The 25,388-nt window shown below is 67.5% G+C and carries 24 protein-coding genes; 21 read left to right on the top strand and 3 right to left on the bottom strand.

Annotated elements, in window-relative coordinates:
• The first annotated feature begins 3 nt into the window (after positions 1–3).
• The 8 genes from ACYX4S_RS01765 to ACYX4S_RS01730 all read left to right on the top strand — a co-directional run bounded on the left by ACYX4S_RS01765 (position 4) and on the right by ACYX4S_RS01730 (position 7,804).
• Positions 4–1,284, top strand: coding sequence for a TRAP transporter large permease (locus ACYX4S_RS01765; protein ID WP_476361658.1), 1,281 nt, complete (start codon positions 4–6; stop codon positions 1,282–1,284).
• A gap of 18 nt (positions 1,285–1,302) precedes the next feature.
• Positions 1,303–1,620 (top strand): cupin domain-containing protein, encoded by a 318-nt coding sequence (locus ACYX4S_RS01760; RefSeq protein ID WP_293718096.1) that lies wholly within the window; start codon positions 1,303–1,305, stop codon positions 1,618–1,620.
• A 37-nt stretch (positions 1,621–1,657) separates the two neighbouring features.
• Positions 1,658–2,482 (top strand): 5-dehydro-4-deoxy-D-glucuronate isomerase, encoded by an 825-nt coding sequence (gene kduI / locus ACYX4S_RS01755; protein WP_476361657.1) that lies wholly within the window; start codon positions 1,658–1,660, stop codon positions 2,480–2,482.
• Positions 2,479–3,222 carry a 2-dehydro-3-deoxy-D-gluconate 5-dehydrogenase KduD gene (gene kduD, locus ACYX4S_RS01750; protein ID WP_476361656.1) on the top strand — a complete coding sequence of 248 codons (744 nt, stop codon included), beginning with the start codon at positions 2,479–2,481 and terminating at the stop codon, positions 3,220–3,222. The genes kduI and kduD overlap by 4 nt, the downstream gene beginning before the upstream one ends.
• Complete coding sequence (locus ACYX4S_RS01745; RefSeq protein WP_476361655.1) at positions 3,212–4,657, top strand: mannitol dehydrogenase family protein; 1,446 nt, start codon at positions 3,212–3,214, stop codon at positions 4,655–4,657. The genes kduD and ACYX4S_RS01745 overlap by 11 nt, the downstream gene beginning before the upstream one ends.
• Positions 4,650–5,846 (top strand): mannonate dehydratase, encoded by a 1,197-nt coding sequence (uxuA, locus tag ACYX4S_RS01740; protein WP_476361654.1) that lies wholly within the window; start codon positions 4,650–4,652, stop codon positions 5,844–5,846. Before ACYX4S_RS01745 ends, uxuA begins: the two co-directional genes overlap by 8 nt.
• Positions 5,839–7,362, top strand: coding sequence for a UxaA family hydrolase (locus tag ACYX4S_RS01735; RefSeq protein ID WP_476361653.1), 1,524 nt, complete (start codon positions 5,839–5,841; stop codon positions 7,360–7,362). The genes uxuA and ACYX4S_RS01735 overlap by 8 nt, the downstream gene beginning before the upstream one ends.
• Before the next feature lie 76 nt (positions 7,363–7,438).
• A complete protein-coding gene (locus ACYX4S_RS01730) occupies positions 7,439–7,804 on the top strand; it encodes an ArsR/SmtB family transcription factor (RefSeq protein ID WP_476361652.1) in 366 nt (121 codons plus the stop codon).
• Between the two features lie 59 nt (positions 7,805–7,863).
• Here the strand turns inward: ACYX4S_RS01730 and ACYX4S_RS01725 are convergent, their stop codons facing one another.
• Positions 7,864–8,295, bottom strand: coding sequence for a MarR family winged helix-turn-helix transcriptional regulator (locus ACYX4S_RS01725; RefSeq protein WP_476361651.1), 432 nt, complete (start codon positions 8,293–8,295; stop codon positions 7,864–7,866).
• A 223-nt stretch (positions 8,296–8,518) separates the two neighbouring features.
• Between ACYX4S_RS01725 and ectA the strand changes: the two genes are divergently transcribed.
• The 6 genes from ectA (at position 8,519) to ACYX4S_RS01695 (ending at position 13,700) form a co-directional block, all read left to right on the top strand.
• Positions 8,519–9,058, top strand: a complete 540-nt coding sequence (gene ectA / locus ACYX4S_RS01720) for a diaminobutyrate acetyltransferase (protein ID WP_422069761.1) — start codon at positions 8,519–8,521, stop codon at positions 9,056–9,058.
• A 60-nt stretch (positions 9,059–9,118) separates the two neighbouring features.
• A complete protein-coding gene (gene ectB, locus ACYX4S_RS01715; RefSeq protein WP_476361650.1) occupies positions 9,119–10,408 on the top strand; it encodes a diaminobutyrate--2-oxoglutarate transaminase in 1,290 nt (429 codons plus the stop codon).
• Between the two features lie 8 nt (positions 10,409–10,416).
• Complete coding sequence (locus ACYX4S_RS01710; RefSeq protein ID WP_293718115.1) at positions 10,417–10,809, top strand: ectoine synthase; 393 nt, start codon at positions 10,417–10,419, stop codon at positions 10,807–10,809.
• Positions 10,810–10,915: 106 nt separating this feature from the next.
• Positions 10,916–12,427 carry an aspartate kinase gene (locus ACYX4S_RS01705; RefSeq protein WP_422069763.1) on the top strand — a complete coding sequence of 504 codons (1,512 nt, stop codon included), beginning with the start codon at positions 10,916–10,918 and terminating at the stop codon, positions 12,425–12,427.
• A gap of 143 nt (positions 12,428–12,570) precedes the next feature.
• Positions 12,571–12,990: an MbcA/ParS/Xre antitoxin family protein gene (locus tag ACYX4S_RS01700; protein ID WP_422069764.1), complete on the top strand. Its 420-nt coding sequence runs from the start codon at positions 12,571–12,573 to the stop codon at positions 12,988–12,990.
• Complete coding sequence (locus tag ACYX4S_RS01695; protein WP_476361649.1) at positions 12,987–13,700, top strand: RES family NAD+ phosphorylase; 714 nt, start codon at positions 12,987–12,989, stop codon at positions 13,698–13,700. The genes ACYX4S_RS01700 and ACYX4S_RS01695 overlap by 4 nt, the downstream gene beginning before the upstream one ends.
• Here the strand turns inward: ACYX4S_RS01695 and ACYX4S_RS01690 are convergent.
• Complete coding sequence (locus ACYX4S_RS01690) at positions 13,678–14,577, bottom strand: LysR family transcriptional regulator (RefSeq protein WP_476361648.1); 900 nt, start codon at positions 14,575–14,577, stop codon at positions 13,678–13,680. The two genes, ACYX4S_RS01695 and ACYX4S_RS01690, sit on opposite strands and share 23 nt — an antisense overlap.
• Before the next feature lie 108 nt (positions 14,578–14,685).
• Between ACYX4S_RS01690 and ACYX4S_RS01685 the strand changes: the two genes are divergently transcribed.
• The 7 genes from ACYX4S_RS01685 to ACYX4S_RS01655 all read left to right on the top strand — a co-directional run bounded on the left by ACYX4S_RS01685 (position 14,686) and on the right by ACYX4S_RS01655 (position 23,339).
• Positions 14,686–15,987, top strand: a complete 1,302-nt coding sequence (locus ACYX4S_RS01685; protein WP_476361647.1) for an NAD(P)/FAD-dependent oxidoreductase — start codon at positions 14,686–14,688, stop codon at positions 15,985–15,987.
• Complete coding sequence (locus ACYX4S_RS01680; protein WP_476361646.1) at positions 15,984–17,174, top strand: NAD(P)/FAD-dependent oxidoreductase; 1,191 nt, start codon at positions 15,984–15,986, stop codon at positions 17,172–17,174. Before ACYX4S_RS01685 ends, ACYX4S_RS01680 begins: the two co-directional genes overlap by 4 nt.
• 26 nt (positions 17,175–17,200) lie before the next feature.
• The gene (locus ACYX4S_RS01675; protein WP_476361645.1) at positions 17,201–17,914 is read left to right on the top strand and encodes an SDR family NAD(P)-dependent oxidoreductase; all 714 of its coding nucleotides are present in this window, start codon (positions 17,201–17,203) and stop codon (positions 17,912–17,914) included.
• Between the two features lie 75 nt (positions 17,915–17,989).
• Positions 17,990–19,531, top strand: coding sequence for an ABC transporter substrate-binding protein (locus ACYX4S_RS01670; RefSeq protein WP_476361644.1), 1,542 nt, complete (start codon positions 17,990–17,992; stop codon positions 19,529–19,531).
• A 162-nt stretch (positions 19,532–19,693) separates the two neighbouring features.
• Positions 19,694–20,635: an ABC transporter permease gene (locus tag ACYX4S_RS01665; RefSeq protein ID WP_293718132.1), complete on the top strand. Its 942-nt coding sequence runs from the start codon at positions 19,694–19,696 to the stop codon at positions 20,633–20,635.
• Positions 20,632–21,546 (top strand): ABC transporter permease, encoded by a 915-nt coding sequence (locus ACYX4S_RS01660; protein WP_476361643.1) that lies wholly within the window; start codon positions 20,632–20,634, stop codon positions 21,544–21,546. The genes ACYX4S_RS01665 and ACYX4S_RS01660 overlap by 4 nt, the downstream gene beginning before the upstream one ends.
• Complete coding sequence (locus tag ACYX4S_RS01655) at positions 21,546–23,339, top strand: ABC transporter ATP-binding protein (RefSeq protein ID WP_476361642.1); 1,794 nt, start codon at positions 21,546–21,548, stop codon at positions 23,337–23,339. Before ACYX4S_RS01660 ends, ACYX4S_RS01655 begins: the two co-directional genes overlap by 1 nt.
• Before the next feature lie 142 nt (positions 23,340–23,481).
• On the opposite strand, the gene ACYX4S_RS01650 is transcribed toward ACYX4S_RS01655, so the two are convergent.
• Positions 23,482–25,371, bottom strand: a complete 1,890-nt coding sequence (locus tag ACYX4S_RS01650) for an amidohydrolase (RefSeq protein ID WP_476361641.1) — start codon at positions 25,369–25,371, stop codon at positions 23,482–23,484.
• Between the last annotated feature and the right edge of the window lie 17 nt (positions 25,372–25,388).

Below are 25,388 nucleotides of genomic sequence, written 5' to 3'. Positions count from 1 at the left end.
ACCGTGGAACTTCTCGTCCTGTTCGGGACCTTCTCGGTCCTGCTTCTCATCGGCACGCCCGTGGCCTTCTGCCTCGGCGTCGCGTCCTTCGCCACCATCGTCCACATCGGCCTGCCGCCGGTCGTCGTCTTCCAGCGCCTGAACTCAGGCGTCTCGGTCTTCGCGCTGATGGCGATCCCCTTCTTCATCTACGCCGGCGAACTCATGGTACGCGGCGACATCGCCCGCCGCCTGGTGGCGCTGGCGGGCTCGCTCGTCGGCCATTTGCGCGGCGGGCTTGGGCAGGTGAACATCACCGCGTCGGTGCTGTTCGGCGGCATTTCAGGCTCGGCAGCGGCCGACGCGTCGGCCATCGGCGGCCTGATGATCCCGCAGATGAAGGAGCGCGGCTACGACGTCGACTACGGCGTCAACGTCACCGTGCTGTCCTCCATCATCGCGCTGATGCTGCCGCCCTCCCACAACATGATCATCTACTCGATCTCCGCGGGCGGGCGGATCTCCATCGCCGACCTGTTCACCGCCGGCATCCTGCCCGGCCTGATGCTGGCGCTCAGCCTCATGGTGGCGGCCTGGTACATGGCGAAAAAGCGCGGCTATCCGGTGGAGCCCTTCGGCGGCTGGGGCATGGTGGGCGCGCTGTTCGTGAACGCCATTCCCGGCATCATGCTCATCGCCATCATCTTCGGCGGCGTGCGCTCGGGCATCTTCACCGCCTCGGAAAGCTCCTGCGTGGCCGTGGTCTACGCGCTGCTCGTGACGGTCGTCGCCTATCGCACCATGAACTGGAACGCCTTCGTCGGCGCGACGACGGCGGCCGTGCGGACCACCGCCATGGTGCTGCTGGTGATCGGCTGCGCGGCGTCCTTCGGCTGGCTGCTGGCCTATCTGCGGGTGCCCGGCACGCTGGTTCAGCTCATGCAGCACGTCTCGGAGAACCCGATCATCGTGCTGCTGCTCATCAACGTGCTGCTGCTGTTTCTCGGCACCTTCATGGACATGAGCCCGCTGATCGTCATCACCACGCCGATCTTCCTGCCCGTCGCCCAGGCCTTCGGCGTCGACCCCGTGCACTTCGGCGTCATCCTGATCCTCAACCTGGGCATCGGCCTGTGCACGCCACCCGTCGGCGCGGTGCTTTTCGTGGGCTGCGCGGTGGGCCGCATATCCGTGTGGCAGGCCGTTCGCACGATCTGGCCGTTCTACTTCGCCGCCGTCGCGACGCTCATCCTCGTCACCTATGTGCCGGCGCTGTCCCTGTGGCTGCCGTCGCTGTTCCACTGATCCCGCAAAGGTCGGACCATGACACACGTGCGAAGCTTCAAGCCCGTTCCGGCGGACCCCGGCGTCACCCGACAGGTGCTCGCCGACGCTCCGGACCTGATGGTCGTCTCCTTCACCTTCGAGGAGGGGGCGAAGGGAACGCTGCATTCCCATCCGCATGTCCAGTCGACCTACGTCGAGGCGGGCCGCTTCGCCTTCACGATCTCCGGCGAGACCTTCGAGGTCGGACCGGGCGACAGTTTCGTGATTCCCTCCGGGGCCGAACATGGCTGCGCCTGCCTGAGCGCGGGCCGCCTCATCGACACTTTCACCCCGCGCCGCGACGACTTCCTCTGAAGCCGACGCCGCGTCCCGCCTTGCGAAAGGACACACCATGCTGACCGTCGAGACCCGCCACGCCGTGCATCAGGACCATGCGAAGACCATGGACACCGACACGCTGCGCCGGCACTTCCGTGTCGCGGACATCTTCGCCGACGGGGAGATCCGCCTCGTCTACACCCACTATGACCGCATGGTTGTCGGAGGAGCCGTACCCGGCACCGGCACGCTCACCCTCGACCAGGTGGACGAGACCCGCACGACGACCTTCCTGGAGCGTCGCGAGATGGCGGTGGTCAACATCGGCGATACCGGAACGGTCGAGGCGAACGATACGTCCTACGAACTCGGACGCGGCGACGTGCTCTATCTCGGCATGGGCACGGGCGCGGTCACCTTCTCCGGCGGCGGGCGCTTCTACATCACCTCCGCGCCGGCGCACCGCGCGCTGCCCTCGCGCCGCATCACGCTGGCGGAATCCAACGCCGTGAAGCTGGGCGCGGTCGAGACCTCCAACAAGCGCACCATCAACCAGTTCGTGCATCCGCTCGTCATGGAGAGCTGCCAGCTCGTGCTGGGCTACACCACGCTCGAGGACGGCTCGGTGTGGAACACCATGCCAGCCCACATCCACGACCGGCGCATGGAGGCGTATCTCTACTTCAACATGGATCCGGACCAGCGCATCCTTCACGTCATGGGCGAGCCCGACGAGACGCGGCACATGGTGCTGGCCAACGAGGAAGGTGCCCTCTCCCCGCCCTGGTCGGTGCACTGCGGCGCGGGCACAGGCGGCTACACCTTCATCTGGGCCATGGCCGGCGACAACGTCGATTACACCGACATGGACTTCGTCTCCATGGGAGACATGAAATGAGCGGCCTGTTCTCCCTGAGCGGCCGCAAGGCGCTTGTCACCGGCGCCAACACCGGCATCGGCCAGGCCATCGCCGTCGCGATGGCCTCCGCCGGCGCCGAGGTCACCTGCGCGGGCCGGCGCGGCTGCGACGAGACGCTGGCCGCCATCGTCGCGGCCGGTGGCCGGGGCCAGGAGCTTCATCTCGACTTCGCCGATCCCATGGCCGCGCGCGAGCTGTTCGACGACGCGGATTATTCGATCCTGGTCAACAACGCCGGCATCATCCGCCGCGCCGACAGCACGGACCTTTCCGAGGACGACTGGGACGCGGTCATGGACGTGAACCTGAAGGCGCTGTTCTTCACCACCCAGTCCTTCGCTAGGGCGCTGCTGGCGCGCGGGGAAGGCGGGTCCGTGGTCAACATCGCCTCGCTGCTGTCCTTCCAGGGCGGCATTCGCGTCGCGTCCTACACCGCCGCCAAGCACGGTGTCGCGGGCGTGACGAAGATCCTCGCCAACGAGTGGGCGGCGAAGGGCATCAACGTCAACGCCATCGCGCCCGGCTACATCGCCACCAACAACACCGAGGCGCTGCGCGCCGACCCCGAGCGCAGCCGCGCCATCCTGGAGCGCATCCCCGCAGGGCGCTGGGGAGAACCCGAAGACATTGGCGGCACGGCGGCCTTCCTGTGCTCGCCCGCCGCGCGCTATATCCACGGCACCGTGATTCCCGTTGATGGAGGCTGGCTTGCCCGCTGATTATCCCCGCCTGACCCGTTCGAACGATACCCGCCCGGGCGTTGGCATCGTGCACCTGGGCCTTGGCGCCTTTTTCCGCGCCCATGGCGCAATCTACATCGCCGAGGCCATGGCCGCCTCCGGCGGCGACTGGGGCATCACCGGCGTGTCCCTCAAACGCCCCGACCAGCGTGACCGGCTGGCGCCGCAGGGCTACGCCTACACCGCGCTCGAGCTTGGACCCGACGGCGAGCACCCGCGCGTCATCGAGGTGATCGAGAACGTGCTCGTCGCGCCGGAGGACCCGGCGGCCGTGGTCGCCGCCATGGCGGCTCCGGGCGTCAGGATCGTCTCGCTGACGGTCACCGAAAAGGGCTACTGCCATGAGCCGGCGACCGGACGCCTGATGCGGGACCATCCCGACATCAAGGCCGATCTCGCCAACCCCGAGCGCCCCTCCTCCGCGCCCGGCTTCATCGTGCGCGCGCTGGCCGCACGCCGCGCGGCCGGCCTGCCGCCGTTCACGGTGATGAGCTGCGACAACCTGCCCGACAACGGTCACCTGCTGCGTGGCGTCGTGCTCGATCTCGCGGCCCTCGTCGATCCCAACCTCGCCGCCTGGATCGAAAAGGAGGGCAGCTTCCCGGCAACCATGGTCGACCGCATCGTTCCCGCCACCAAGGACGAGGATCTCGACCGCGTGGCGGAGCTCACCGGCAGGCGCGACGAGAGCCCCGTGTTGCACGAGCCATTCCGCCAGTGGGTCATCGAGGATGATTTCGTGGACGGGATGCGTCCCGACCTGGGCGCCGTCGGCGTGGAACTGGTCGAGGACGTGGCCCCCTACGAGGCGATGAAGCTGCGGTGCCTGAACGGCACCCATTCCACGCTTGCCTATCTGGGCTATCTCGCCGGTCACGAGACCATCGCCGAGACGGTCGCCGACGAGGCCTTCGCCCGCTTCGTCACCCGCGTCTGGGACGAGGAGATCATCCCCGGTCTCACGCCGCCGCCGGGTGTCTCGCTGACGGACTACTCCCGCGCGCTGCTCGCACGCTATGCCAACCCCGGCATTCGTCACCGCACATGGCAGATCGCCATGGACGGCTCGCAAAAGCTTCCCCAGCGCATCCTGACCCAGCTCGCCGAGGGCCTTGCCGCCGGGCGCGCCATGTCCGGCCTCACCCTCGCGGTCACCGCATGGATGCGCTACGTCGGAGGCACCGACGAAAAGGGCGCCGCGATCGACGTGCGCGACCCGATGGCCGAAAAGCTCAAGGCGCTCAGCGATGCCGCCCCGGATCCGCGCGGCAAGGCCATGGCGCTTCTCGGCGTCGCGGAGGTGTTCCCGGCGGAGCTGCGTGACAACGCCGACTTCCGCGAGCGCCTCGCGACCGCCTACGCCGGCCTTGCCGAAAAGGGCGCGCGCGCCATGGTCGAGAGCTGCCATGCGTGAAAGCTGGCGCTGGTACGGCCCGCTTGACCGGATCGGCCTTCAGGAGATCGCACAGACCGGTGCCAGCGGCATCGTGACGGCTCTCCACGAGATCCCCTACGGCGAGGTCTGGACCCCCGAGGCGATCGAGGCGCGCAAGCGCCTCGTCGCCAACGCGGACCTGGGCCTTGAGTGGGCCGTGGTGGAAAGCCTGCCCGTGCATGAGCGCATCAAGCGCGGCGACGGGAAGCTTGACGCGCTCTTCGCCAACTACCGTCAGTCCATGGCGAACCTCGCCGCCGCGGGCGTGCGCACGATCTGCTACAATTTCATGCCGCTCATCGACTGGACGCGCACGCGGCTCCGCAGCCCGGTCGCGCGCGGCGGCACATGCCTGCGCTTCGACATGGTCGAGATGTGCGCCCTCGAACTCTTCATGCTCGAGCGCGGCGAGGCGGAAAACGACTACCCGGCGGAAACCCGCCTGAAGGCCCGGGACTGGTACGACGCCTCGAGCGGGGAGGACCGCGAACGGCTGCTCGCCGCCGTCATGGCCGGCCTCCCCGGCGCCTACGACCGTTACGACATTCCGGGCCTGCGGGCGGCACTTGCCGACTGGACGGGCATCGACGCCACCACCCTGCGCCGCAACTTCGCCCGCTTCCTGGACGAGGTGATCCCGGCGGCCGAGGATCTTGGAATGCGCTTCTGCGTGCATCCGGACGACCCGCCCCGCGACCTGCTGGGCCTGCCGCGCATCGTCTCCGATGCCGACGACATCGCCTTCGTCCTCGGCCACCGCGAGGAACACGCCAACGGGCTGACGCTGTGCTCCGGCTCGCTCGGCGCCAATCCGGCCAACGACGTTCCCGCCATCGCACGCCGCTTCGCGGACCGGATCCATTTCGCCCATCTGCGCAACGTGGCGAAGGAGCCGGACGGCAGCTTCGAGGAAGCCGCGCACCTTGCGGGCGACACCGACATGGTGGCACTGTGCGGCGTCCTTCTTTCCGAGGAGCGCCGGCGGCGATCCGAAGGCCGGGACGACCACGAAATCCCCTTCCGCCCCGATCACGGTCACGAGCTTCTGTCCGACGCCGGACGCGACACCCATCCGGGCTATCCCCTCATCGGACGCATGCGCGGGCTCGCGGAGCTGCGCGGCGTGATGAGCGCCCTTTCACATCAGGGAACGACATTTCATGGCTAGCCATATCGTGCTGTCCGACAGGGACAGCGTGGCCATCCTCACCGAACGCCAGCCCGCCGGTGCCGATCCGCTCGGCCTCGGCGCGCCGCTTTCGGGCGGCGTCTCCGCCGGTCACAAGATCGCGCGCGCCGCGATCTCCAGGGGCGAGCCCATCCTCAAGTACGGACAGATCATCGGCTACGCCGTCGAGGACATTCCCGCCGGCGCCCATGTGCACAGCCACAATTGCGAAATCGGCGCGCACGAACGCACCTATGACATCGGCGCCGACCTGGAAGCCGCCCGCGCGGCCGTTCCCGCCGGCGAACAGCCCCGGCATTTCATGGGCTACCACCGTGGCAACGGCGTTTTCGGTACGCGCAACTACATCGCGCTGGTCGCCACGGTGAACTGTTCGGCCACCGTGATCCGCCGCGCCGCCGACATCCTCAACGCCTCCGGCCTCTTCGAGGACCACCCCACGGTCGATGGCGTCGTCGCCTTTGCCCACGGCACGGGCTGCGGCATGTCGGACAAGGGCCCCGGCTGGGAAAACCTGCAGCGCGTTCTGTGGGGCCACGCGACCCACCCCAACGTCGGTGCGACCGTTTTCGTCGGGCTCGGCTGCGAGGTCATGCAGGTGGCGCGCATGGAAGCGCTCTACGGCGGCGACACATCGCGCTTCCACGGGCTGACCATCCAGGACAGCGGCGGCACCCGCGCCACCATCGAGCGCATCATCGCCATGGTGAAGGACCTTCTGCCCGAGGTCGGCAAGGCCCGGCGCGAGCAGGCACCGGCCTCCGCCCTGCGCCTGGCGTTGCAGTGCGGCGGCTCCGACGGCTATTCCGGCATCACCGCCAATCCGGCGCTGGGACGGGCCTGCGACCTGCTGGTCGCGCAGGGCGGCACGGCGGTCCTGTCCGAAACCCCGGAGATCTATGGCGCGGAGCAGCTTCTCCTGCGCCGTGCCGCCTCGCCCGAGGTTGCCGAGAAGCTTCTCGCACGCATCCGCTGGTGGGAGGAATACGCGGCCATGAACGGCGCCTCGCTCGACCAGAACCCGAGCCCGGGCAACAAGGCCGGCGGCCTGACAACCATTCTGGAGAAGTCGCTGGGCGCCGTCGCCAAGGGCGGCAGCACCCCTCTTGCCGACGTTCTTGCCTATGGCGAGCGCATTGCCGGCTCCGGCCTCGTCTTCATGGATACGCCCGGCTACGACCCCGTCTCCGCAACCGGACAGATCGCCGGCGGCTGCCAGGTGCTGGTCTTCACGACCGGACGCGGATCCGCGTTCGGCTCCAAGCCCGCGCCGACGATCAAGGTGGCAACCAACGAGGTGCTTTATCGCGCGATGCCGGACGACATGGACATCAACGCCGGCGAGATTCTCAGCGGCGCCAGCAATCAGGACGCCAAGGGCCGCGAGATCCTGGCACGCGTCCTTGCGGTCGCGTCCGGCGAGACCACATGCTCCGAGGCGCTGGGACTGGGCGACAACGAGTTCGTGCCCTGGCAGGTCGGCGCGGTGCTCTGACGCCGGATCTCCGGGAGCACCCTTGCGTCCGTATGATCGCAGCTTTATCGTGCTTCGACGATAAGCGGAGGGCGTCATGGCAAGCGAACAGTCCCGACCGGATCCCGACGCGGAAGGCGACGCGCGGATCGCCGCCGTGGGACGGGCGCTCGGCCACCCCGCGCGCCTTGGGATCCTGCGTCTGCTGCTGCGTGAGGGCCCCTTGTCGGCGGGCGAGATCGTCGCCGAGATCGGGCTTGCCCAGTCGACCGTCTCCGAGCACCTGCGGCTTTTGAAGGAGGCCGGCGTCGTTATCGCCCGGCACGAGCGTCCGCGCGTCATTCACGCGCTCTACCCCGCCGGGCTCGACCCGATCGCCGCGTTCCTTCTGGATATCCTGGAGGATCCCGATGCCGCGGACGCGGCCGCCCGCATGACAGCGGGGGCACCCGGGCACGGCTGACCCGCCGACGCCAGGGCGTGGACCCACAAACGCGGCGAAGGACGGCAATTGCCTGCCGGCTATTTCCGGTCGACCGGGCCGACGTCCAGCAACGGCGAAGCATCGATGCCGCCGGCGTTCAGCATGTCGCCGATACGCTCCAGCGACGCGACGATCATCGCCTGCTCCCAGTCGCGCAGCTTCGCGAACTGCTGCTCGAAGACCTGATGCAGGGGGTCGGGTGCCGAGGTCAGCATCTCGCGTCCGGCATCGGTTGCCCGCACCCAGACGATTCGCCTGTCGGTGCTTCCGCGCGAGCGCGTGATGAGACCGCGCGCCTCCAGCTTGTCGAGCAGTGCGGTGGCCGTTGCCTGGCCGACGCCGGCACGGGCCGCGATGGCCTTCGGCGTCGTCTCACCAGCCTCCGAAACGATAGACAGAACAATGAACTGCGGCGTCGTCAGGCCCGTAGCGCGCGCCAGTGTCCGCGCGTTGAGTTCCGTCGCACGCAAGATGCGCCTCAAGGCAATGAGGCTCGTTTGCACCCGGTCTTCCATGGCACCCCCTTATACCCCTTGTTACCAGAGCGAGCATATTTCGATAATCGAATTTTCGCCGGGCGAATGAATCGAAAAACGTAATATTTTTCATAGTGTTTTCAACGATCTTGGGGTGCGGGGGTTGAAAACTGCTTCGATGGCCATATTATCTCGCCCAAACAAGCGAGAGGAAGCCATGACGCTCGGGACATTGAAGACTGCCTTGAACAAAGACGACGACATCACTCTCCGACGCCCGCGCGCAGAGGACGGGGCCGCCATCTGGCGGCTGATCGCCAGCTGCGCGCCGCTCGACGAGAACTCGATGTATTGCAACCTCCTGCAATGCGATCACTTCGCCGATACCTGTGTCGTCGCCGAGCGCGCCGGCGAGGTCGTTGGCTGGGTGTCCGGCTATGTGCTCCCGGATGATTCCGAGACGCTGTTCATCTGGCAGGTCGCCGTCTCCGACGCCGCCAAGGGCAAGGGCCTTGCCAAGCGCCTCCTCGCCGAGGTGCTCGAGCGGGACGCGTGCGACGGTGTCACCGCGCTCAAGACCACCATCACCGCCGACAACGAGGCGAGCTGGGGTCTCTTCACCTCCTTCGCGCGCCGCCAGGGCGCATCGCTCGACCGCGAGCCGTACTTCCGCCGCGAGGCGCATTTCGACGGCGAGCATGCGACCGAGCACATGGTGACGATCAGCTTCGCCGAGGCCGCTCGCCGCGCCGCCTGAGGCGCGTCGACCAGCCGCGCAGGCCGCTCCCCTTTTCAGTTCCAGACAATGAGGACGATCATGACGACTGTCGTGAACGACGACCGTGCCATCTTCGCACGCCGCGAATCCGAGGCACGCAGCTACTGCCGCAGCTTCCCCACCGTGTTCGAAAGCGGGCGCGGCGCGCTCCTGAAGGGCGCGGACGGGCGCGAGTACATCGACTTTCTCGCCGGCTGCTCCTCGCTCAACTACGGGCACAACGATCCGGTCATGAAACAGGCGCTGGTGGACTACATCACCGCCGACGGCGTGACCCACGGCCTGGACATGCACACCGGCGCCAAGGCGCGGTTCCTCGAGAGCTTCGAGGAGCGCATCCTGCGTCCGCGCGGCATGGACCACCGCATGATGTTCATGGGTCCGACGGGCGCGAACGCCGTCGAGGCGGCCATGAAGATCGCCCGCAAGGCCACCGGCCGCACCAATGTGATCGCCTTCACCAACGGCTTTCACGGCGTGACGCTCGGCGCGCTTGCCGCCACCGGCAACGGCTATCATCGCGGCGGCGCGGGCATGGGCCTTGGTGGCGTGACGCGGATGCCCTACGACGGCAGCCTGGGTGACGAGGTCGACACGGCCGAGATGCTCGAGACGATGCTCTCCAATCCCTCCAGCGGTATCGAGGCTCCGGCCGCGATCATCCTCGAGGTGGTGCAGGGCGAAGGCGGCCTCAACGCCGCGCGTCCCGAGTGGGTCAAGCGCATCGCCGAGATCGCCCGCGCCCATGGGGCCCTGCTGATCATCGACGACATCCAGGCCGGCTGCGGCCGGACCGGTGGCTTCTTCTCCTTCGACGGAATGGACGTGAAGCCGGATCTGGTCACCATGGCCAAGTCGCTGTCGGGCTTCGGCCTGCCGCTGGCCGCCGTTCTGGTGCGCCCGGAGCATGACGTCCTCGGCCCGGCCGAGCACAATGGCACGTTCCGCGGCAACAACCATGCCTTCGTGACCGCCCGTGCGGCGCTCGAGACCTATTGGGCGGACGATGCGTTCCGTGAGGGCGCCGAGGCGCGCGCCAAGCTTCTCGAGGAGCGCCTGACGCGCATCTCCAAGCGCATCCCCGGCTCGCGCCTCAAGGGGCGCGGCATGATGCGCGGCGTCGACGTCGGTTCGGGCGACCTCGCCTCGGAAATCTGCAAGGCGTGTTTCGCGGAAGGTCTCATCATCGAGACCTCCGGCGCCCATGACGAGGTCGTCAAGGTGCTCGCACCGCTCAACATCGATCTCGACCTGTTCACGCGCGGGCTCGACATCCTCGAGGAGGCTGTCGACCAGCGCATGGAATCCACCCGTATCGCAGCGGAGTAACAAACGACATGATCATTCGCGACTTCAACAAGGTGCGTAACACCGAACGCGAAGTGAGCAACGAGCGCTGGACCAGCGTCCGCCTCCTGCTCAAGGACGACAACATGGGCTTCAGCTTCCACATCACCATTCTGGAGGCGGGAAGCGAGCACAGGTTCCATTACAAGAACCACTTCGAGAGCGTCTACTGCATGGCCGGCGAGGGCTCGATCACGGACATCGCCACCGGCGAGACCCACGAGATCCGTCCCGGTGTCATGTATGCGCTCGACAAGCATGACGAGCACATCCTGACGGCCAAGACCGAGCTGCACATGGCGTGCTGCTTCAATCCGCCGGTCACCGGCAAGGAAGTGCACCGCGCGGACGGCTCCTACGCCGCCGACACCGAGGCGGCCTGAGGAGGCCAGCTTCGACGCGCGCCCACCGGCGCGCCATGACCGACACGCAGAGGGGGACGTCAAGCGTCCCCCTCTCGCCCCTCACGACAGGACCTTGAGCTTCAGCATGACCGACACCGCTGCCCGAAAGACCCTTGAAACCGACACCGAGGACGCCTCGCGTGCGCCCGGCATGGGACACACGGTCGAGAAGATCGGCGGGACGTCCATGAGCCGCGCGCGCGAGCTCATCGACACGATTCTGATCGGTGACCGCGACGAAGACACCCTCTACGGCCGCGCCTTCGTCGTCTCCGCCTTCGGAGGCGTCACCAACCTGCTGCTCGAGGACAAGAAGTCCGGCGCGCCGGGCGTCTATGCCCTCTTCGCCGATGCCGACGAGCACCATGGCTGGATCGAGGCGCTGGACGGCGTCGCCAGGGCGATGCGCGAGATCAACGCCGAGATGTTCGACGAGGCGGCCGACCGCAAGGACGCCGACGACTTCGTGCGCGAGCGCATCGAAGGCGCGCGCGGTTGCCTGATCGACCTGCAGCGCCTCTGCTCCTACGGCCATTTTCACCTGTCCGAACACATGCAGACGATCCGCGAGCTGCTGGCCGGCCTGGGCGAGGCCCATTCGGCCACCTGCCTGGCGCTGATGCTGCGCCGGCGCGGCGTCAACGCCCGCGCGGTGGACCTTTCCGGCTGGCGCGACGAGAACCAGCCGACGCTCGAGCAGCGCATCGAGGAGGCGTTCGACGACATCGATCTCACGCGCGAGCTGCCGATCGTCACCGGCTACGCCCAGTGCCGCGAAGGCCTGATGCGCGAGTACGACCGCGGCTACTCCGAGGTGACCTTCGCCGTGCTTGCCGCCCAGACGCAGGCGCGCGAGGCCATCATTCACAAGGAGTTCCATCTTTCCAGCGCCGACCCGCGCCTGGTGGGCGAGGACCGCGTGCGCAAGATCGGCCGGACGAACTACGACGTCGCCGACCAGCTTTCCAACATGGGCATGGAGGCGATCCATCCCAATGCCGCCAAGACGCTGCGCCAGGCAGGCGTGCCGCTGCGCGTGACCAATGCCTTCGAACCGGAGGATCCGGGCACGCTCATCGACGCCGAGCCGTCGGAAAGCTCCAGCGTCGAGCTGGTGACCGGCCTGCCCGTGACCTCGCTCGAGCTTTTCGAGCAGGACATGGTCGGCGTGAAGGGCTACGACGCCGCGATCCTGGAGGTGCTGACGCGTCACCAGGTGCGCATCGTCTCCAAGACCTCGAACGCCAACACCATCGTCCATCACGTCGAGGCCCCGCTGAAGATCCTGCGCCGGGTGGAGAAGGACCTGAAGGCGCGTTATCCCTCGGCCCGCGTCACCAGCCGCCGCGCGTCCATCGTCTCGGTCATCGGCCGTGACCTCAGCGGCCTGCGCGTGCCCCTCAACGGCCTGCAGGCGCTCGACGCCGCCGGCATCGAGGTGATCTCGTCGCAGGACACCGGCCGGCGCGTGGACGTGCAGTTCGTCATCGCCGCCGACAAGATGGATGCGGCCATCCGCGCCCTCCATGCCCGGTTCTGCGAGGACGCGGCCGCGGACAGCGCTTCCGGGGATACGACGCTGTCGCGCGCGGCCTGAAACCACACCGTATGACATGAAGACCAGGAAAGGGCCGGCCCAGCGCCGGCCCTTTCTCTTGCGGCCCTGCATCAATCATATGATGACACAGGCTACATCATATGGTATGATTTCTCTAGTTCGCTTGCCATGGAGAATTTCCGATGTCCGCCGTGGTCCGCATTCAGCCAGACCGTTCCGCCGGCGTGATGCCGGTCACCGATCCCGGTGCCGTCGCCGCGATCGTCAAGGCGGTGGTGCGCGCCTGCGAGGCGTGGAGCCTCACCAATGCGGAGGCCGCCGCCCTTTTCGACGTCCCCTCCGCCACCTGGGGACGCATGAAGGCCGGGACCTACAAGGGCCGTCTCGACCAGGACAAGGTGACCCGCGCGAGCCTCATCGTCGGCCTCTACAAGGGCCTGCGCCTGCTCTTCAACGGCCCGCTCGCGACGGGCTGGCCCGCGACGGCGAATGCGGGCGCGCATTTCGGCGGCAAGCGCCCGGTCGATCTCATGCGCGAGGGAGGCATCCCCGCCATGATGCGCGTGCGCCAGCACATCGACGCCCTGCGGGGCGGCGCGTGAGCGCGCTTGGGTCTCTGCGGCAGCGTCCCTTCACCGAACCGGACACCATCCGCCTCATCTCCACCGCCTATATCGACGAGCCGGCCATGGCGCCGCTTGCCGACACGGCACAGGACCTTGAGGTTCTGGAGATGCTGGAGGGACTGACCTCGCCGCGCCGCACGCCCGCCGTCGCGCTTCCCGCCGGACTCGATCCGGACGAGCTTCTTTCAGAGGCGGACGGATATGGCCACACGCTGGTCAACGCCGCCTTCTGCTACACCCGCCCCGGAGGAAACCGCTTCAACGGCCCGGAGCGCGGCGCCTGGTATGCCGCCTGGGGGCCGCTCGCCGTCGCGACGGCACAGACCGAGGTCGCCTGGCACCTGACGCGTGAGCTCGAGGCAACCGGCGTTTTCGTCAATCGCACCCTCTATCGCGAACTCGTCGCCGGCTTCACCACCGATTTTCACGAGATCCCGCCGGGATCCGGGATTGCTGCCCTCGACCCGGATCCCGCGACCGCCTACCCGGCCGGACAGGCCCTTGCCGGCGCCCTGCTCGCCGCCGGCGGCAACGGCGTGCTCTACCCCTCCCTTCGCCACTCCGGCGGCACCTGTCTCGCCGCCTTCCGTCCACATCTGGTGCAAAACGTCAGGCAGGGCGACACATGGTGCTTCTCATGGGAGGGCACGTCGGTGCCCGCGATCACGCGTCCCGATAGGTCGTGACATGCTCCTCGAAGGTCTCCACGAGGAACAGCGCCTCGGCGGAGAGCTTTTCATCATGCGGCTTGATGATCGAGTATTCGAACCGCTCCGCGATCTCCAGCGGTCGCACGATGCCGCCCATGCGCGCATGATCCTCGGCCGTGAAGGCGTCGACAATGCCGACCCCGATGCCGCGCATAACAAGCGCCGAGACGATATGCGAGAGGTAGGACTTCATCTTCTGCACCGGGGGATCGCGCATGGTGGCGAACAGCCGGTCGAAGGCGCGTCCCGACATCGTGCTGTCGACAAAGCCGACGAAATCGACGCCTGACAGGTCCTCCACCCGCACGCTCTCCAGGGCCCCGAGAGGATGCCCCGCCGGCGCAATGAAGCGAAACGGCACCGCACCCGCCCGCACCACATCGATCTCGTATTTGTGCTGGGTCGGAATGCCGAAACCGATCTGGCACTGGCGCAGCGCCACCTGACGCACCACCGGCAGCGTCGTCATGGAGAGAAACTCCGCCCGGAACTCCGGCCTTTCCCGCAGAAGTTGAGCGATCACCGCCGGCAGCGCAGACTGGGCAATGGCCGGCGCGGCGGCAATCGTGAGCGTCGCCCGGTATCCTTGGCGGATCTGCGCCGCCGCCCGCTCGATCGCCCCCAGGCCGATGAAGCTGCGCTCCACCTCCGTCCAGAGCTCATGCGCCTCGCGGGTCGCGACCACCCGTCCGCCACGTCGTCCGAAGAGGGAGAGATCGAGGCGATCCTCCAGATCCCGGATAAGACGGCTCACGGCGGGTTGGGAAATCGCCAGTTCCTCGGCCGCCGCGGACACGGTTCCCGTGCGCATCACCGCCCGGAAAGCCTCAAGAGAACGCTGGGATAATGCCACCACTATAATATTTCCGCATATATAAGTAAGAAAACGGTATTTGCGTTATATGCGCCCCCTTCGCACTCTTGCAAGGTCATCCGTTCGGGGTGGAACTGAGGGGGCGAGATGGTCGAAGCCTTGCGCGTGCCGGAGCGCACGAACGTCGTGGTCATCGGTGGCGGCATCGTCGGTGTCGTGACCGCCCTTTTTCTCGCGGACAGGGGCATCCCCGTGGTGCTGTGCGAGAAGGGACGCATTGCCGGCGAGCAGTCGTCGCGCAACTGGGGCTGGATCCGCAAGGCCGGCCGCGACCCGCGCGAATTGCAACTGATGATCGAAAGCGCCGCGATGTGGAAGGACATCGCCGCCCGCCTTGGCGAGGACATCGGATACGGCATTCGCGGCATCACCTATCTTGCCGAAACCGATGAAGAGCTTGCCCGCCATGAGGAGTGGCTTGAATCCACCCGGGGTTTCGCGCACGGCTCGCGCCTTCTTTCCTCGCAGGAGACCGACGATCTGCTGAAGCGCAACGACCGCAAGTTCGCGGGCGCGCTCCACACCGCCTCGGACGCATCCGCCGAACCCGCCCTGGCCGTTCCGGCGATGGCCAGGCTCGCCGCCCGCCAGGGGGCGACCGTTCTGGAGAATTGCGCCGTCAGGAGCGTCGAGCGCAGCGGCGGCAAGGTGCGCTCCGTCGTCACCGAGCACGGCGAGATCGCCTGCGAGACGGTGGTTCTGGCCGGCGGCGTGTGGTCGCGCACCTTCCTTGAAAACCTTGGCATCGGCCTGCCCCAGCTCGCGGTGAAGTCCTCGGTCATGCGCACGACGCCCGGCCCCGAGGTCACCGCCGGCGCGCTTGGCGCGGGGCGTGCCTCCCTGAGGCGGCGCCAGGACGGCGGCTACACGATCGCGCGGTCCGGCGCGGCCGAGTTCCAGCTCGTGCCCGCCGCCTTCCGCCATTTCCGTGCCTTCCTTCCCGTGCTGGCCGAGCGCTGGCGCATCATGAAGCTGCGCGTCGGGCCGGACTTCTTCGGTCCCCTCGGACACCAGCGCTGGAAGGCGGACGAAACGACGCCCTTCGAGGCCGTGCGCGTCATGGACCCGACCCCGGACGCCAGGCTTCTGGAACGCGTGCTCGCCTCCGCCAAGAGCCTTCATCCGCGCCTTGAGGGTCTGGAAATAGCAGAGACCTGGGGCGGGCTGATCGACGTCATGCCCGACGAGGTTCCCGTCATAGACCAGCCACCCGGCTGGGACGGCCTCGTCATCGCCACCGGCCTTTCGGGCCACGGTTTCGGGATCGGCCCCGGCGTGGCACGGCTGGTTCTGGACAGGATCTGCGGCGAGGCGCCGATGGTGGACATGGCGCCCTTCGCGCTATCCCGCTTTTCCGGCAAGCGCGCAAAAGCAGAGGCGGTGGCATGAGCACCGACACCTGGACCGCAAACACCCGGACCACCGACACCCTTGTCATAGGCGCAGGGATAACCGGGGCCGCCGCAGCCCTCGTCCTGAGCGAGGCCGGACATCGTGTCACCGTTGTGGACGCCTATGGCCCCGCCGCCATGGCCTCGGGCTGGACGCTTGCGGGCGTGCGCCAGTCCGGCCGGCATCCGGCGGAACTGCCGCTGGCCCGGGCCGCCGTCGCGCAATGGGCACAGCTCGACGAGCGCCTCGGCCGCGAAACCGGATACAGGCGCTCCGGCAACCTGCGCCTGGCGCGCAGCGAGGACGAGATCGCGACCATCCGCGCACTGGTCGAAAGCCAGTCGGCGGCCGGCCTTCCCATCTCCTGGCTCGGCTCGCTCACCGAGGTGCGCGAGATCGCACCGCATCTGTCCGAACGCGTGCTCGCCGCCTCCTTCTGCGACAGCGACGGCCACGCCGACCCGGTCGCCACCGTCACCGCCTTTCTGGAGCGCGCCCGGGACCTGGGCGCCACGCTGCGTTTCGGTGAAAGGGTTGTCCGCCTTCGCGCGAACGCAGGGCGCGTGACCGGTGTCGAGACGGATACGGCAAGCTATGCGCCGGGCACGGTGATCCTGGCGACCGGCATCCTCGCCAACGACCTTCTTGCGCCGCTCGGTCACCGGGTTCCGCTGCGCCGGCCCATGGTCACCGTGTTGCGCAGCACCCCGGCGGAGCCGCTTCTCACCCCCGTTCTGGGCGTCGCCAATGCCGACATGGCCGCCCGCCAGGAGCTCTCGGGACGCCTGCGCGTGACAAGCGGCGCCGAGGACTGGCCCGGCGAGATCGTCGAGGAGGCGGGGCGGCCCGCCATCCGTCCGCGTCTGCGCGCGATCCGCGAGACGATCGAAAAGGTCTCGTCCGTTCTCCCGGCCTTTGCCGGACTGGAGCTTGAAGGGGTCTGGGCCGGCGCGCTCGATCTCACGCCCGACGCCCTGCCCGTTCTCGATCGGCCCGAGGGGCTGGAGAATCTCGTCGTCGCCGCCGGCTTCTCCGGCCACGGCTTCGGCATCGGCCCGGTCACCGGCGAGATCGCCGCGCGTCTCGCCTGCGGGGAAACGCCCGACCACGATATCGCGCCCTTCCGCCTCTCCCGCTTCCGGGATGACGCGCGCGAAAGCGCCCCGCTCACGCTGCACGGATAGGACACACGAAGAAGGAGGAGAGCAACATGCTGAAGCCTGATGGCCGCGTCGTGATGGTGTCGGGGGCAAGCCGGGGAATTGGCCTGGCGATTGTCCGCAAGCTCCTCGAGGCGGGCTACAGCGTCAGCGCCGGCGCGCGCGATCCGAACGCGCTCGCCTCCACACTTTCGGACGCGCCGGCGGACCGTCTCGTGTGCGCCCGCTACGACGCCGCCGACCGCGCGACCCACGCGACATGGCTGGACGCGACGCTCGCCCGCTTTTCCCGCCTCGACGCACTCGTCAACAACGCCGGCACCTCGAACACCTTTTCCATCGAGGAGGGCGAGGAGGAAGACCTCGACGCGCTGTGGGCGATCAACGTCAAGGGACCGCTCTTTCTCACCCGGATCTGCCTTCCGCACCTGAAGGCGTGCGGCTCGGGCCGGGTCATCAATGTCGCCTCGCTTTCGGGAAAACGCGTGCGCAACGAGAACATTGCCTACAACATGACCAAGCACGCGGTGATGGCACTGACCCATGGCACCCGCCGCATCGGCTGGGACCACGGCGTGCGCGCCACGGCCATCTGCCCGAGCTTCGTCGCCACCGACCTGACCGACGGGGTCACCAAGATCACCCGCGAAGAGATGATCGACCCCGCCGATTTCGCCGAGATCACCGCCCTGGCGCTGGCCCTGCCGAACACGGCAGCCATGGCGGAAATGCTGGTGAACTGCCGGCTTGAGGATACGCTGTGAGGAGCAGCCGTTCCTGAGGGCTCAAGACAAGGACCGCAAAGACGGTCCGAAAGACCACGACCAGAGGATGAAACCATGAAGACGAGACTGGGAATTGCTCTCGCGGCCCTGATGGCCGCAAGCCCGGCGCTTGCCGCCGGCACCACGCTGAACGTGGGCATGGGCAGCGCCGACGCCGGCAAGCTCGACCCGCATGTCGCCACCTCGACCCCGGACAAGGGCCTGCTGCACTGGATGTTCAACGGCCTGGTGCGCATCAAGCCGGGCGAGGCGAGCCCCGAGTTCATCGAGCCCGACATCGCCAAGAGCTGGACGTCCTCCGAGGACGGCCTGACCTGGGTGTTCCAGTTGCGCGACGATGTGGAGTGTCACGGCGACTACGGCAAGATCGACGCCGAGGACGTGGTCTATTCGCTCAACCGGTCCGCCAATCCGGACGTGTCGTCCTTCTCCAAGGACTACACCGCCTTCGACAGCGTGGAGGCCACCGGCCCGCTCGAGGTCACCATCAAGCTCAAGGAGAAGGTTCCGAGCCTGCTGGGTCTTCTGGTCCCCTACCATGGCGGCAACATCGTCTGCCAGGACGCGGTCGAGGCGCTCGGCGAGGAATACCAGCGCACGCCCATCGGCACCGGCCCCTTCATGTTCGCCGAGTACCAGCCGCAGCAGTACGTGAAGCTGGTCGCGAACCCGGAGTATTTCCGCGGCGAACCGAAGATCAAGGAGATCTTCTACCGCTACATCCCCTCCGACGCCTCGCGCGACCTCGCCTTTCAGTCGGGCGAGATCGACATGATCTACGGCAAGCAGGAGCAGACCTGGGTCGAGCGCATCAAGGACGTTCCGGGCACCAGGGTCGTGGTGATGAAGCCGGGCGAGATGTCCGTCATCCACCTCAACATGACCATGCCGCCGCTTGACGACATCCGCGTGCGCCGGGCCATCGCTCATGCGGTCAACCGTGACGCCATGGTCCAGTTCAAGGGTCCGGACGTGACGCTCGCCGCCATTTCGCCGGTGCCGGAAGGTCACCTCGGCTACACCGCCGACGTGCCGACCTACGAGTATTCCATCGAGAAGGCCAAGGAGCTTCTCGCCGAGGCCGGACATCCCGACGGCGTGACGATCAAGGCGATCCATACGACGCTGCCGGGAATGCTCTCCACCATGGAGGCCCTGCAGGCCCTGTTGTCCGAGGCGAACATCAACCTCGAGATCGAGACGGTGGAACACGCGACCTTCCATGAGCAGATCCGCAAGGACATGAGCCAGGTGACGCATTACGCGGCCGCCCGCTTCCCCGTCGCGGACGTGTATCTGTCCCAGTTCTTCCATTCGGACGCCATCGTCGGCACGCCGACCGCCATCACCAACTTCTCCCATTGCGCCGTGGCCGATGCGGAGATCGAGGCGGCCCGCACCGAGACGGACCCGAAGAAGCAGCTCGAGTACTGGGCCGAGGCCCAGCGCAAGATCATGGACGAGGTCTGCGCCGTGCCGATCGTGCAGAGCATGCAGCTCTGGGCCTGGAAGGACACGCTCGACCTCGGCGTCGAGGTGAACGGCTCGCTGAACCTCAGCCCGCCCGTCACCGAGATCGCCTCCTTCTCCGAGTAATCGGACAAGGCAGCTCCGCACCGGGAGGCAGGACCGCCTCCCGGCAAGTGACGACGCGCCAACCGCGGGCCGGGCAGCCGCCCGGCCGGCGGGCCGCGCTCTCATCCGCCGGCGTGCCCGCGTGGCGCGATCCTCCGGCCGGCGACGGAGGTCCCTGATCCAATGACCGCCTTCATTCTCAAGCGACTGGGCTTCGCGGCGATCACGCTGTTCGCCGTGCTGACCATCGTCTTCTTCATCGTCCGGGTGCTGCCCGGCGACCCCGCGCTCGCCATCCTCGGCGACCAGGCGAGCGAGGCCGCCCTCGAGGCCATGCGCGTGCGCCTGGGGCTCGACGTTCCCCTCTACCAGCAGTATGTCGCCTTTCTCGGCGGCGTGATCGTCGGCGACTGGGGCGTGTCCATGGTCTCCGGCCGCCCGGTGATCCAGGAAATCCTCAAGGTCCTGCCCGCCACCATCGAGCTGACGCTCGCCGCCCTCGTGCTCGGCATCGTCGTCGGCGTGCCCATCGGCGTCTGGTCGGCCGTGCGCCGCAACCGCGTGTTCGACTACATCGCCCGCATCGGCTCCCTGCTCGGGCTTTCCTTCCCCGCCTTCGTCTCGGCGGTGCTGCTGCTGCTCGCCTTCTCCATCCAGCTCCGCTGGTTCCCCGTCATCAGCTCCGGGCAGGGCTCCAGCCTCGCCGACCGGCTCCGGGACCTGGCGCTGCCGGCCATCAATCTCGGCCTGATCATGGCGGCCTACATCACCCGCGTGACCCGCTCGGCCATGCTGGAGGTCCTGAACCAGGACTATGTGCGCACGGCCAGGGCCAAGGGCCTCGCCTTCGCGATCATCGTCTGGCGCCACTGCCTGCGGAACGCGCTGATCCCGGTCGTGACCGTCGTCGGCCTCTATCTCGGCATCCTGATCGGCAATTCCGTGCTGACGGAGATCGTCTTCAACCGTCCCGGCCTCGGCAAGCTCATCGTCGGAGCGCTCAACCAGCGCGACTACACGATGCTGCAGGGCATGATGGTGATCTACACCCTCATCGTCGTGCTGGTGAACCTGGTCACCGACCTGACCTACGGCCTCATCGACCCGAGGATCAAATACTCATGACCACGCCCCCCATTTCCGCGGGTCGCCGGCGCGCCTCCCGCGCCACCTACTGGCGCCTGGCGCTGGCCACCGTCGGCAGCGGTCTCTACAAGGCCTTCAACGCCAACAAGACGTCCTGGATCGGCCTCGCCGTCTTCCTCGTGGTGGCGCTGCTGGCGATCCTGGCGCCGGTGATCGCGCCCTACGACCCGCTGCAGCAGAACATCCTCTACCGCCTCAAGCCGCCGTCGGAGGCGCACTGGTTCGGCACCGACTACTACGGCCGCGACACGCTTTCGCGCATCCTTTGGGGCGCACGCATCTCGCTCACCATCGGCCTGCTCGCCATCGGGTCGGCCATGGTGATCGGCACGCTGATCGGCATGATCGCCGGCTATTTCGGCGGTCGCACCGACCTCATCATCATGCAGGTGATGGATGTTCTGCTCGCCTTCCCCTCGCTGATCCTGGGCCTGATCGTCGTCGCCATGCTCGGCCCCTCGATCGGCAATCTCGTCATCGCCATCGCCCTGACCGCGATCCCGCCGTTCTCGCGCATCGCGCGCGCGCCGACGATCGCCGTCAAGAACCGCGAGTTCATCGAGGCGGGGCACGCGCTCGGCTATTCCCACACGCGGCTGATGTTCCGTCACATCCTGCCCAACATCGCGCCGGAAGTGCTGGTGATGGGCTCCCTGTGGCTGGCCACCGCCATCCGCGTCGAGGCATCGCTCGCCTTCATCGGCCTTGGCGTGAACCCGCCGACGGCGACCTGGGGCGGAATGATCCGCGAGGGCTTCGAGAACATTCTCGACAGCTTCTGGCTCGCGCTCTTCCCCTCGCTCGCCATCCTCATCGTCGTCTTCGCGCTCAACCTGCTCGGCGACGGGCTGCGTGACGCGGTCGACCCGCGCCTGAAGGGGGAACAGTGATGGACCAGATCCTCAGCGTCTCGGGGCTGACCACCTCCTTCCGCGTCGACGGCGCGTGGAAGCCGGTCGTGCGCGACCTCGACTTCACCATCGCCAGGGGCGAGACGGTCGCCATCGTCGGCGAGAGCGGTTCGGGCAAGTCCGTCACCGCGCTCTCGATCATGCGGTTGCTGCAGGAAGGCACCAGCCGCATCGAAGGTTCGGTGAAGCTTGGCGACACCGAGCTTCTGGCACTCGACGAGGCCGCCATGCGCGACGTGCGCGGCGGCGACATCGGCATGATCTTCCAGGAGCCGATGACCAGCCTCAATCCGGTGCTCAAGATCGGCTTCCAGATCGCCGAGGCCCTGCGTCGCCATCGCGGCATGAGCCAGGCGCAGGCGGAAACCGAGGTTCTGCGCCTGTTCGATCTCGTGCGCATTCCGGACGCGAAACGCCGCATCGGCGAGTATCCGCACTCGTTTTCCGGCGGTATGCGCCAGCGCGCGATGATCGCCATGGCGCTCGCCTGCCAGCCGAAGCTGCTCATCGCCGACGAGCCCACCACCGCCCTCGACGTGACCATCCAGGCGCAGATCCTGGAGCTTGTCCGCGAACTCCAGCAGGAGATCGGCATGGCGGTCATGTTCATCACCCACGACATGGGCGTGGTGGCGGAGATTTCCGATAAGGTCGTGGTCATGCTGCGCGGCGACAAGGTGGAGGAGGCCCCCGTCGCCGACCTCTTCAGGGCGCCACGGCATTCCTACACGAAGATGCTGCTCGGCGCGGTTCCCCGCCTTGGCGGTCTCGGCGACACGAAGACGCCGAGACGGTTTCCGAAGCTCGACGAGACGGGCGCCGGGCCGGAACCCGGCAACGAGCCGGACAGACGCGGCGAGCCCATCCTCCAGGTGAAGAACCTCACCACCCGCTTCACCATTCGCGGCGGTCTGCTCAACCGGCCGGTGGGCAACGTCCACGCGGTGGAAGACGTGTCGCTTGAGCTGGCGGCCGGCGAAACGCTGGCGCTGGTGGGGGAAAGCGGTTGCGGCAAGTCCACCACCGGCCGCTCCATCCTTCAGCTGGTGCAGCCGGCCGGCGGCGAGGTCCTCTTCGAGGGGCGGAACCTGATGAGCGAGGGCCATGCGGAACTGCGTCTCGCCCGCCAGCGTCTGCAGATGATTTTCCAGGACCCCTACGGCTCGCTCAATCCGCGACAGGCGGTGGGGTCCGCCATCGCCGAGCCCATCCGGGTGCACGGCTTGCTGCCGGACGAGGACATCCCCGACAGGGTCACCGAACTGCTGCGCCTCGTCGGCCTCGACGAGGAACACGCCCTGCGCTTCCCGCACGAGTTTTCCGGTGGCCAGCGACAGCGCATCTGCATCGCCCGCAGCCTGGCGCTCGAGCCGCGTGTCATCGTGGCGGACGAGTCGGTCTCCGCGCTCGATGCCTCGATCAAGGCGCAGGTGGTCAACCTGATGCTCGACCTTCAGCGCGAACTCGGCCTCGCCTATCTCTTCATCAGCCACGACATCGCGGTGGTGGAGCGGGTGAGCCACCGCATCGCCGTGATGCTGCTCGGCGAGATCGTGGAAATCGGTCCGCGCGACGCGGTGCTGCGCAATCCCCAGCACCCCTACACGAAAAAGCTGATCGACGCGGTGCCGATCCCCGATCCCGCCGAACGTCGCAAACGCGGCGGACTTCTGACCGATGAACTCAGAAGCCCCGTGCGGCCGCTCGGCTGGGAGCGCCCGCCCTCGCGCATGTACCCCGTCGGCGACGGGCACCTCGTGCGCGAGTTCTGAGGCAGCGGAAGGGGGCGATCCCCCCCTCTCGGCGTCACCCCGGGCAAGGGCCGCAAGGCCCGCGACCCGGGGCCCATTGGCAACCCCGGCCGAAGCGAAAAGCCCCCAGCGGGCGCGGCCGCGCTCCGGTTCTTGTCCGCCCTCACTCGCCGTGGCGGGCGAGGCCCCTTGCGAGCGCGGTGAAATAGACATCCGGTCCATGCGCATGACCGCCGGCCTCTTCCACATCATGCGAGGCATGGCGCAGGAAATTGCCGAAGGTGTCGCCGCCGACGTTCGGCATCGGCTGGAGCGCGCCCTGCTTGCCGGAGGCATCGCCGTCCGCCGCGCGGGTGAAGATGGTCTCGCCCTCCTTGACCGTCTCCAGGACCTTGAGCGTGTCCAGAGTCTCCGGATCGATTGCCGTCGGATCGCCCGACAGGATCACGAAGTCCGCGACCTTGCCGAGGGTGATCGAGCCCTTCCGGTTCTCCTCGAAGTGCTGATACGCCGGCCAGATGGTCATCGCCTTGAGCGCGGTCATCACGTCGACCCGCTGGTCGGGCCCCAGAATGTCGCCGGAGCGCGTGCGCCGCGTGACGGTGGCATCGAGAATGCGCATGGAATCGGGGAACGCCACCGGGGCGTCGTGGTGAGAGGAGAACATCATGCCGCGCTCGCGCACCCAGCCCGTGGGCGAGATGTTGTCGGCATTCTCCGGGCCCACCGTCCGGTCACGGTGCCAGTCGCCCCAATAGAAGGTGTGCATGGGAAACAGCGAGGGAAACACATCCAGTTCGTCGAAGGCGGCGACCTGGTCCTTGCGCAGGAACTGGCCGTGGATCAGCACCGGCCGACGGTCGGCCCTGCCGTATTTTTCCTCCGCCGTCTTGATCGCGGCGATCAGCATGTCCGAGGCGCCCTCGCCGTTGGAATGCGTGAGGATCTGCACGTCATTGGCGAAAGCCCAGTCGACCGCGTCGAAGACCTGGTCGGCGCTGGCCGCCGCGTAGCCCGCATAGTCGGCACGGTATCCGGCCGGCGGATTGTAGTAGGGCCGGTCGCGCAGCGCGGTGAACCCCTGCGGCGAGCCGTCGATGGTCAGCTTGGCACCGCCGATGCGGAAACGGTTCTTGTACTCCCGGGACTGGCCCTTGAGGATCATGTCCCGATCGACCAGGACGTCCGGATAGGTCACCACGTCGATCTTGGTGCGCCCCGCCTTCGAGGCCGCCTCCATGATCCTGACTACGTTGGGGGTCGAGCGCCCCTCCTGCCCGGTGGTGTAGCCGTAGCTCGCCAGAAGCTCGGTCCCGGCGACGAAGAGCTCCTGCGCGCCGTCCTTGTCGAGATCGGAAAGCTGCTTCAGCGCCGCGCCGAAGAAGGCCGCCTCCTCCAGAACGCCGTTGGGCTCGTTGGAGCCCTCCTCGCGGCGGATCTTGCCGCCTTCCGGGTCCTTGGTATCGGCGGTGATGCCGGCCAGTTCCAGCGCCTTGGAGTTCATCACGCCGATGTGGCCCGACTGGTGGATGATGAGGACGGGCATGTCCGTCGACACCTTGTCGAGGTCCTCGCGCGTGGGGTGGCGCTGTTCCTTGAGCTGGGCATCGTCATAGCCGAAGCCCAGGATCGTGCCGAGGCGCTTCAGCCGGTCGGGATGTGCCTTGGTCCAGTCGGTGAGCACGCTTTCCAGCGCGTCCAGGTCGTTGACCTTGCCGTCGGGCGCGGGCTGCAGGTTCGCCGCCGCTGCCTGGATGCCGATCATGAAGGCATGGCCATGCGCATCGACGAAGCCCGGCAGCATCGCGCGTCCGCCGAGATCGATGATCTTCGTGTCCTTGCCCTTGAGCTTCATCACGTCGGCCTCGGAGCCAACGGCAATGATCTCGCCATCCTTCTCCGCCACCGCTTCCGGGCGGGGATTGGTGTCGTCCATCGTCAGGATCGACCCGCCGGACCAGATCCGGTCCGCCATCTCCGCGGCAAGGACCTGTGTGGAGGACAGGAGTGTGGCCGCGAGAAGGGCCAGCGCCGCCGTGGATGCTCTTTTCATGGGACGTTTCCTCGGTT

It is taken from the genome of Stappia sp. ABD4_338 (assembly GCF_056312175.1).
Note: the sequence above shows the minus strand (reverse complement) of the source record. Positions and strands in the feature narration are given on the sequence as shown.

What these genes read in the sequence shown, in the direction of transcription:
- ACYX4S_RS01710 (WP_293718115.1), top strand. Translation starts at nt 10,417, where the DNA reads ATGATCATTCGCGACTTCAACAAGGTGCGTAACACCGAACGCGAAGTG.
- ACYX4S_RS01760 (WP_293718096.1), top strand. Translation starts at nt 1,303, where the DNA reads ATGACACACGTGCGAAGCTTCAAGCCCGTTCCGGCGGACCCCGGCGTC.
- ACYX4S_RS01700 (WP_422069764.1), top strand. Translation starts at nt 12,571, where the DNA reads ATGTCCGCCGTGGTCCGCATTCAGCCAGACCGTTCCGCCGGCGTGATG.
- uxuA (WP_476361654.1), top strand. Translation starts at nt 4,650, where the DNA reads ATGCGTGAAAGCTGGCGCTGGTACGGCCCGCTTGACCGGATCGGCCTT.
- ACYX4S_RS01680 (WP_476361646.1), top strand. Translation starts at nt 15,984, where the DNA reads ATGAGCACCGACACCTGGACCGCAAACACCCGGACCACCGACACCCTT.
- ectA (WP_422069761.1), top strand. Translation starts at nt 8,519, where the DNA reads ATGACGCTCGGGACATTGAAGACTGCCTTGAACAAAGACGACGACATC.
- ACYX4S_RS01675 (WP_476361645.1), top strand. Translation starts at nt 17,201, where the DNA reads ATGCTGAAGCCTGATGGCCGCGTCGTGATGGTGTCGGGGGCAAGCCGG.
- ectB (WP_476361650.1), top strand. Translation starts at nt 9,119, where the DNA reads ATGACGACTGTCGTGAACGACGACCGTGCCATCTTCGCACGCCGCGAA.
- ACYX4S_RS01705 (WP_422069763.1), top strand. Translation starts at nt 10,916, where the DNA reads ATGACCGACACCGCTGCCCGAAAGACCCTTGAAACCGACACCGAGGAC.
- kduI (WP_476361657.1), top strand. Translation starts at nt 1,658, where the DNA reads ATGCTGACCGTCGAGACCCGCCACGCCGTGCATCAGGACCATGCGAAG.
- ACYX4S_RS01685 (WP_476361647.1), top strand. Translation starts at nt 14,686, where the DNA reads ATGGTCGAAGCCTTGCGCGTGCCGGAGCGCACGAACGTCGTGGTCATC.
- ACYX4S_RS01650 (WP_476361641.1), bottom strand. Translation starts at nt 25,371, where the DNA reads ATGAAAAGAGCATCCACGGCGGCGCTGGCCCTTCTCGCGGCCACACTC.
- ACYX4S_RS01665 (WP_293718132.1), top strand. Translation starts at nt 19,694, where the DNA reads ATGACCGCCTTCATTCTCAAGCGACTGGGCTTCGCGGCGATCACGCTG.
- ACYX4S_RS01655 (WP_476361642.1), top strand. Translation starts at nt 21,546, where the DNA reads ATGGACCAGATCCTCAGCGTCTCGGGGCTGACCACCTCCTTCCGCGTC.
- ACYX4S_RS01730 (WP_476361652.1), top strand. Translation starts at nt 7,439, where the DNA reads ATGGCAAGCGAACAGTCCCGACCGGATCCCGACGCGGAAGGCGACGCG.
- ACYX4S_RS01660 (WP_476361643.1), top strand. Translation starts at nt 20,632, where the DNA reads ATGACCACGCCCCCCATTTCCGCGGGTCGCCGGCGCGCCTCCCGCGCC.
- ACYX4S_RS01670 (WP_476361644.1), top strand. Translation starts at nt 17,990, where the DNA reads ATGAAGACGAGACTGGGAATTGCTCTCGCGGCCCTGATGGCCGCAAGC.
- ACYX4S_RS01735 (WP_476361653.1), top strand. Translation starts at nt 5,839, where the DNA reads ATGGCTAGCCATATCGTGCTGTCCGACAGGGACAGCGTGGCCATCCTC.
- kduD (WP_476361656.1), top strand. Translation starts at nt 2,479, where the DNA reads ATGAGCGGCCTGTTCTCCCTGAGCGGCCGCAAGGCGCTTGTCACCGGC.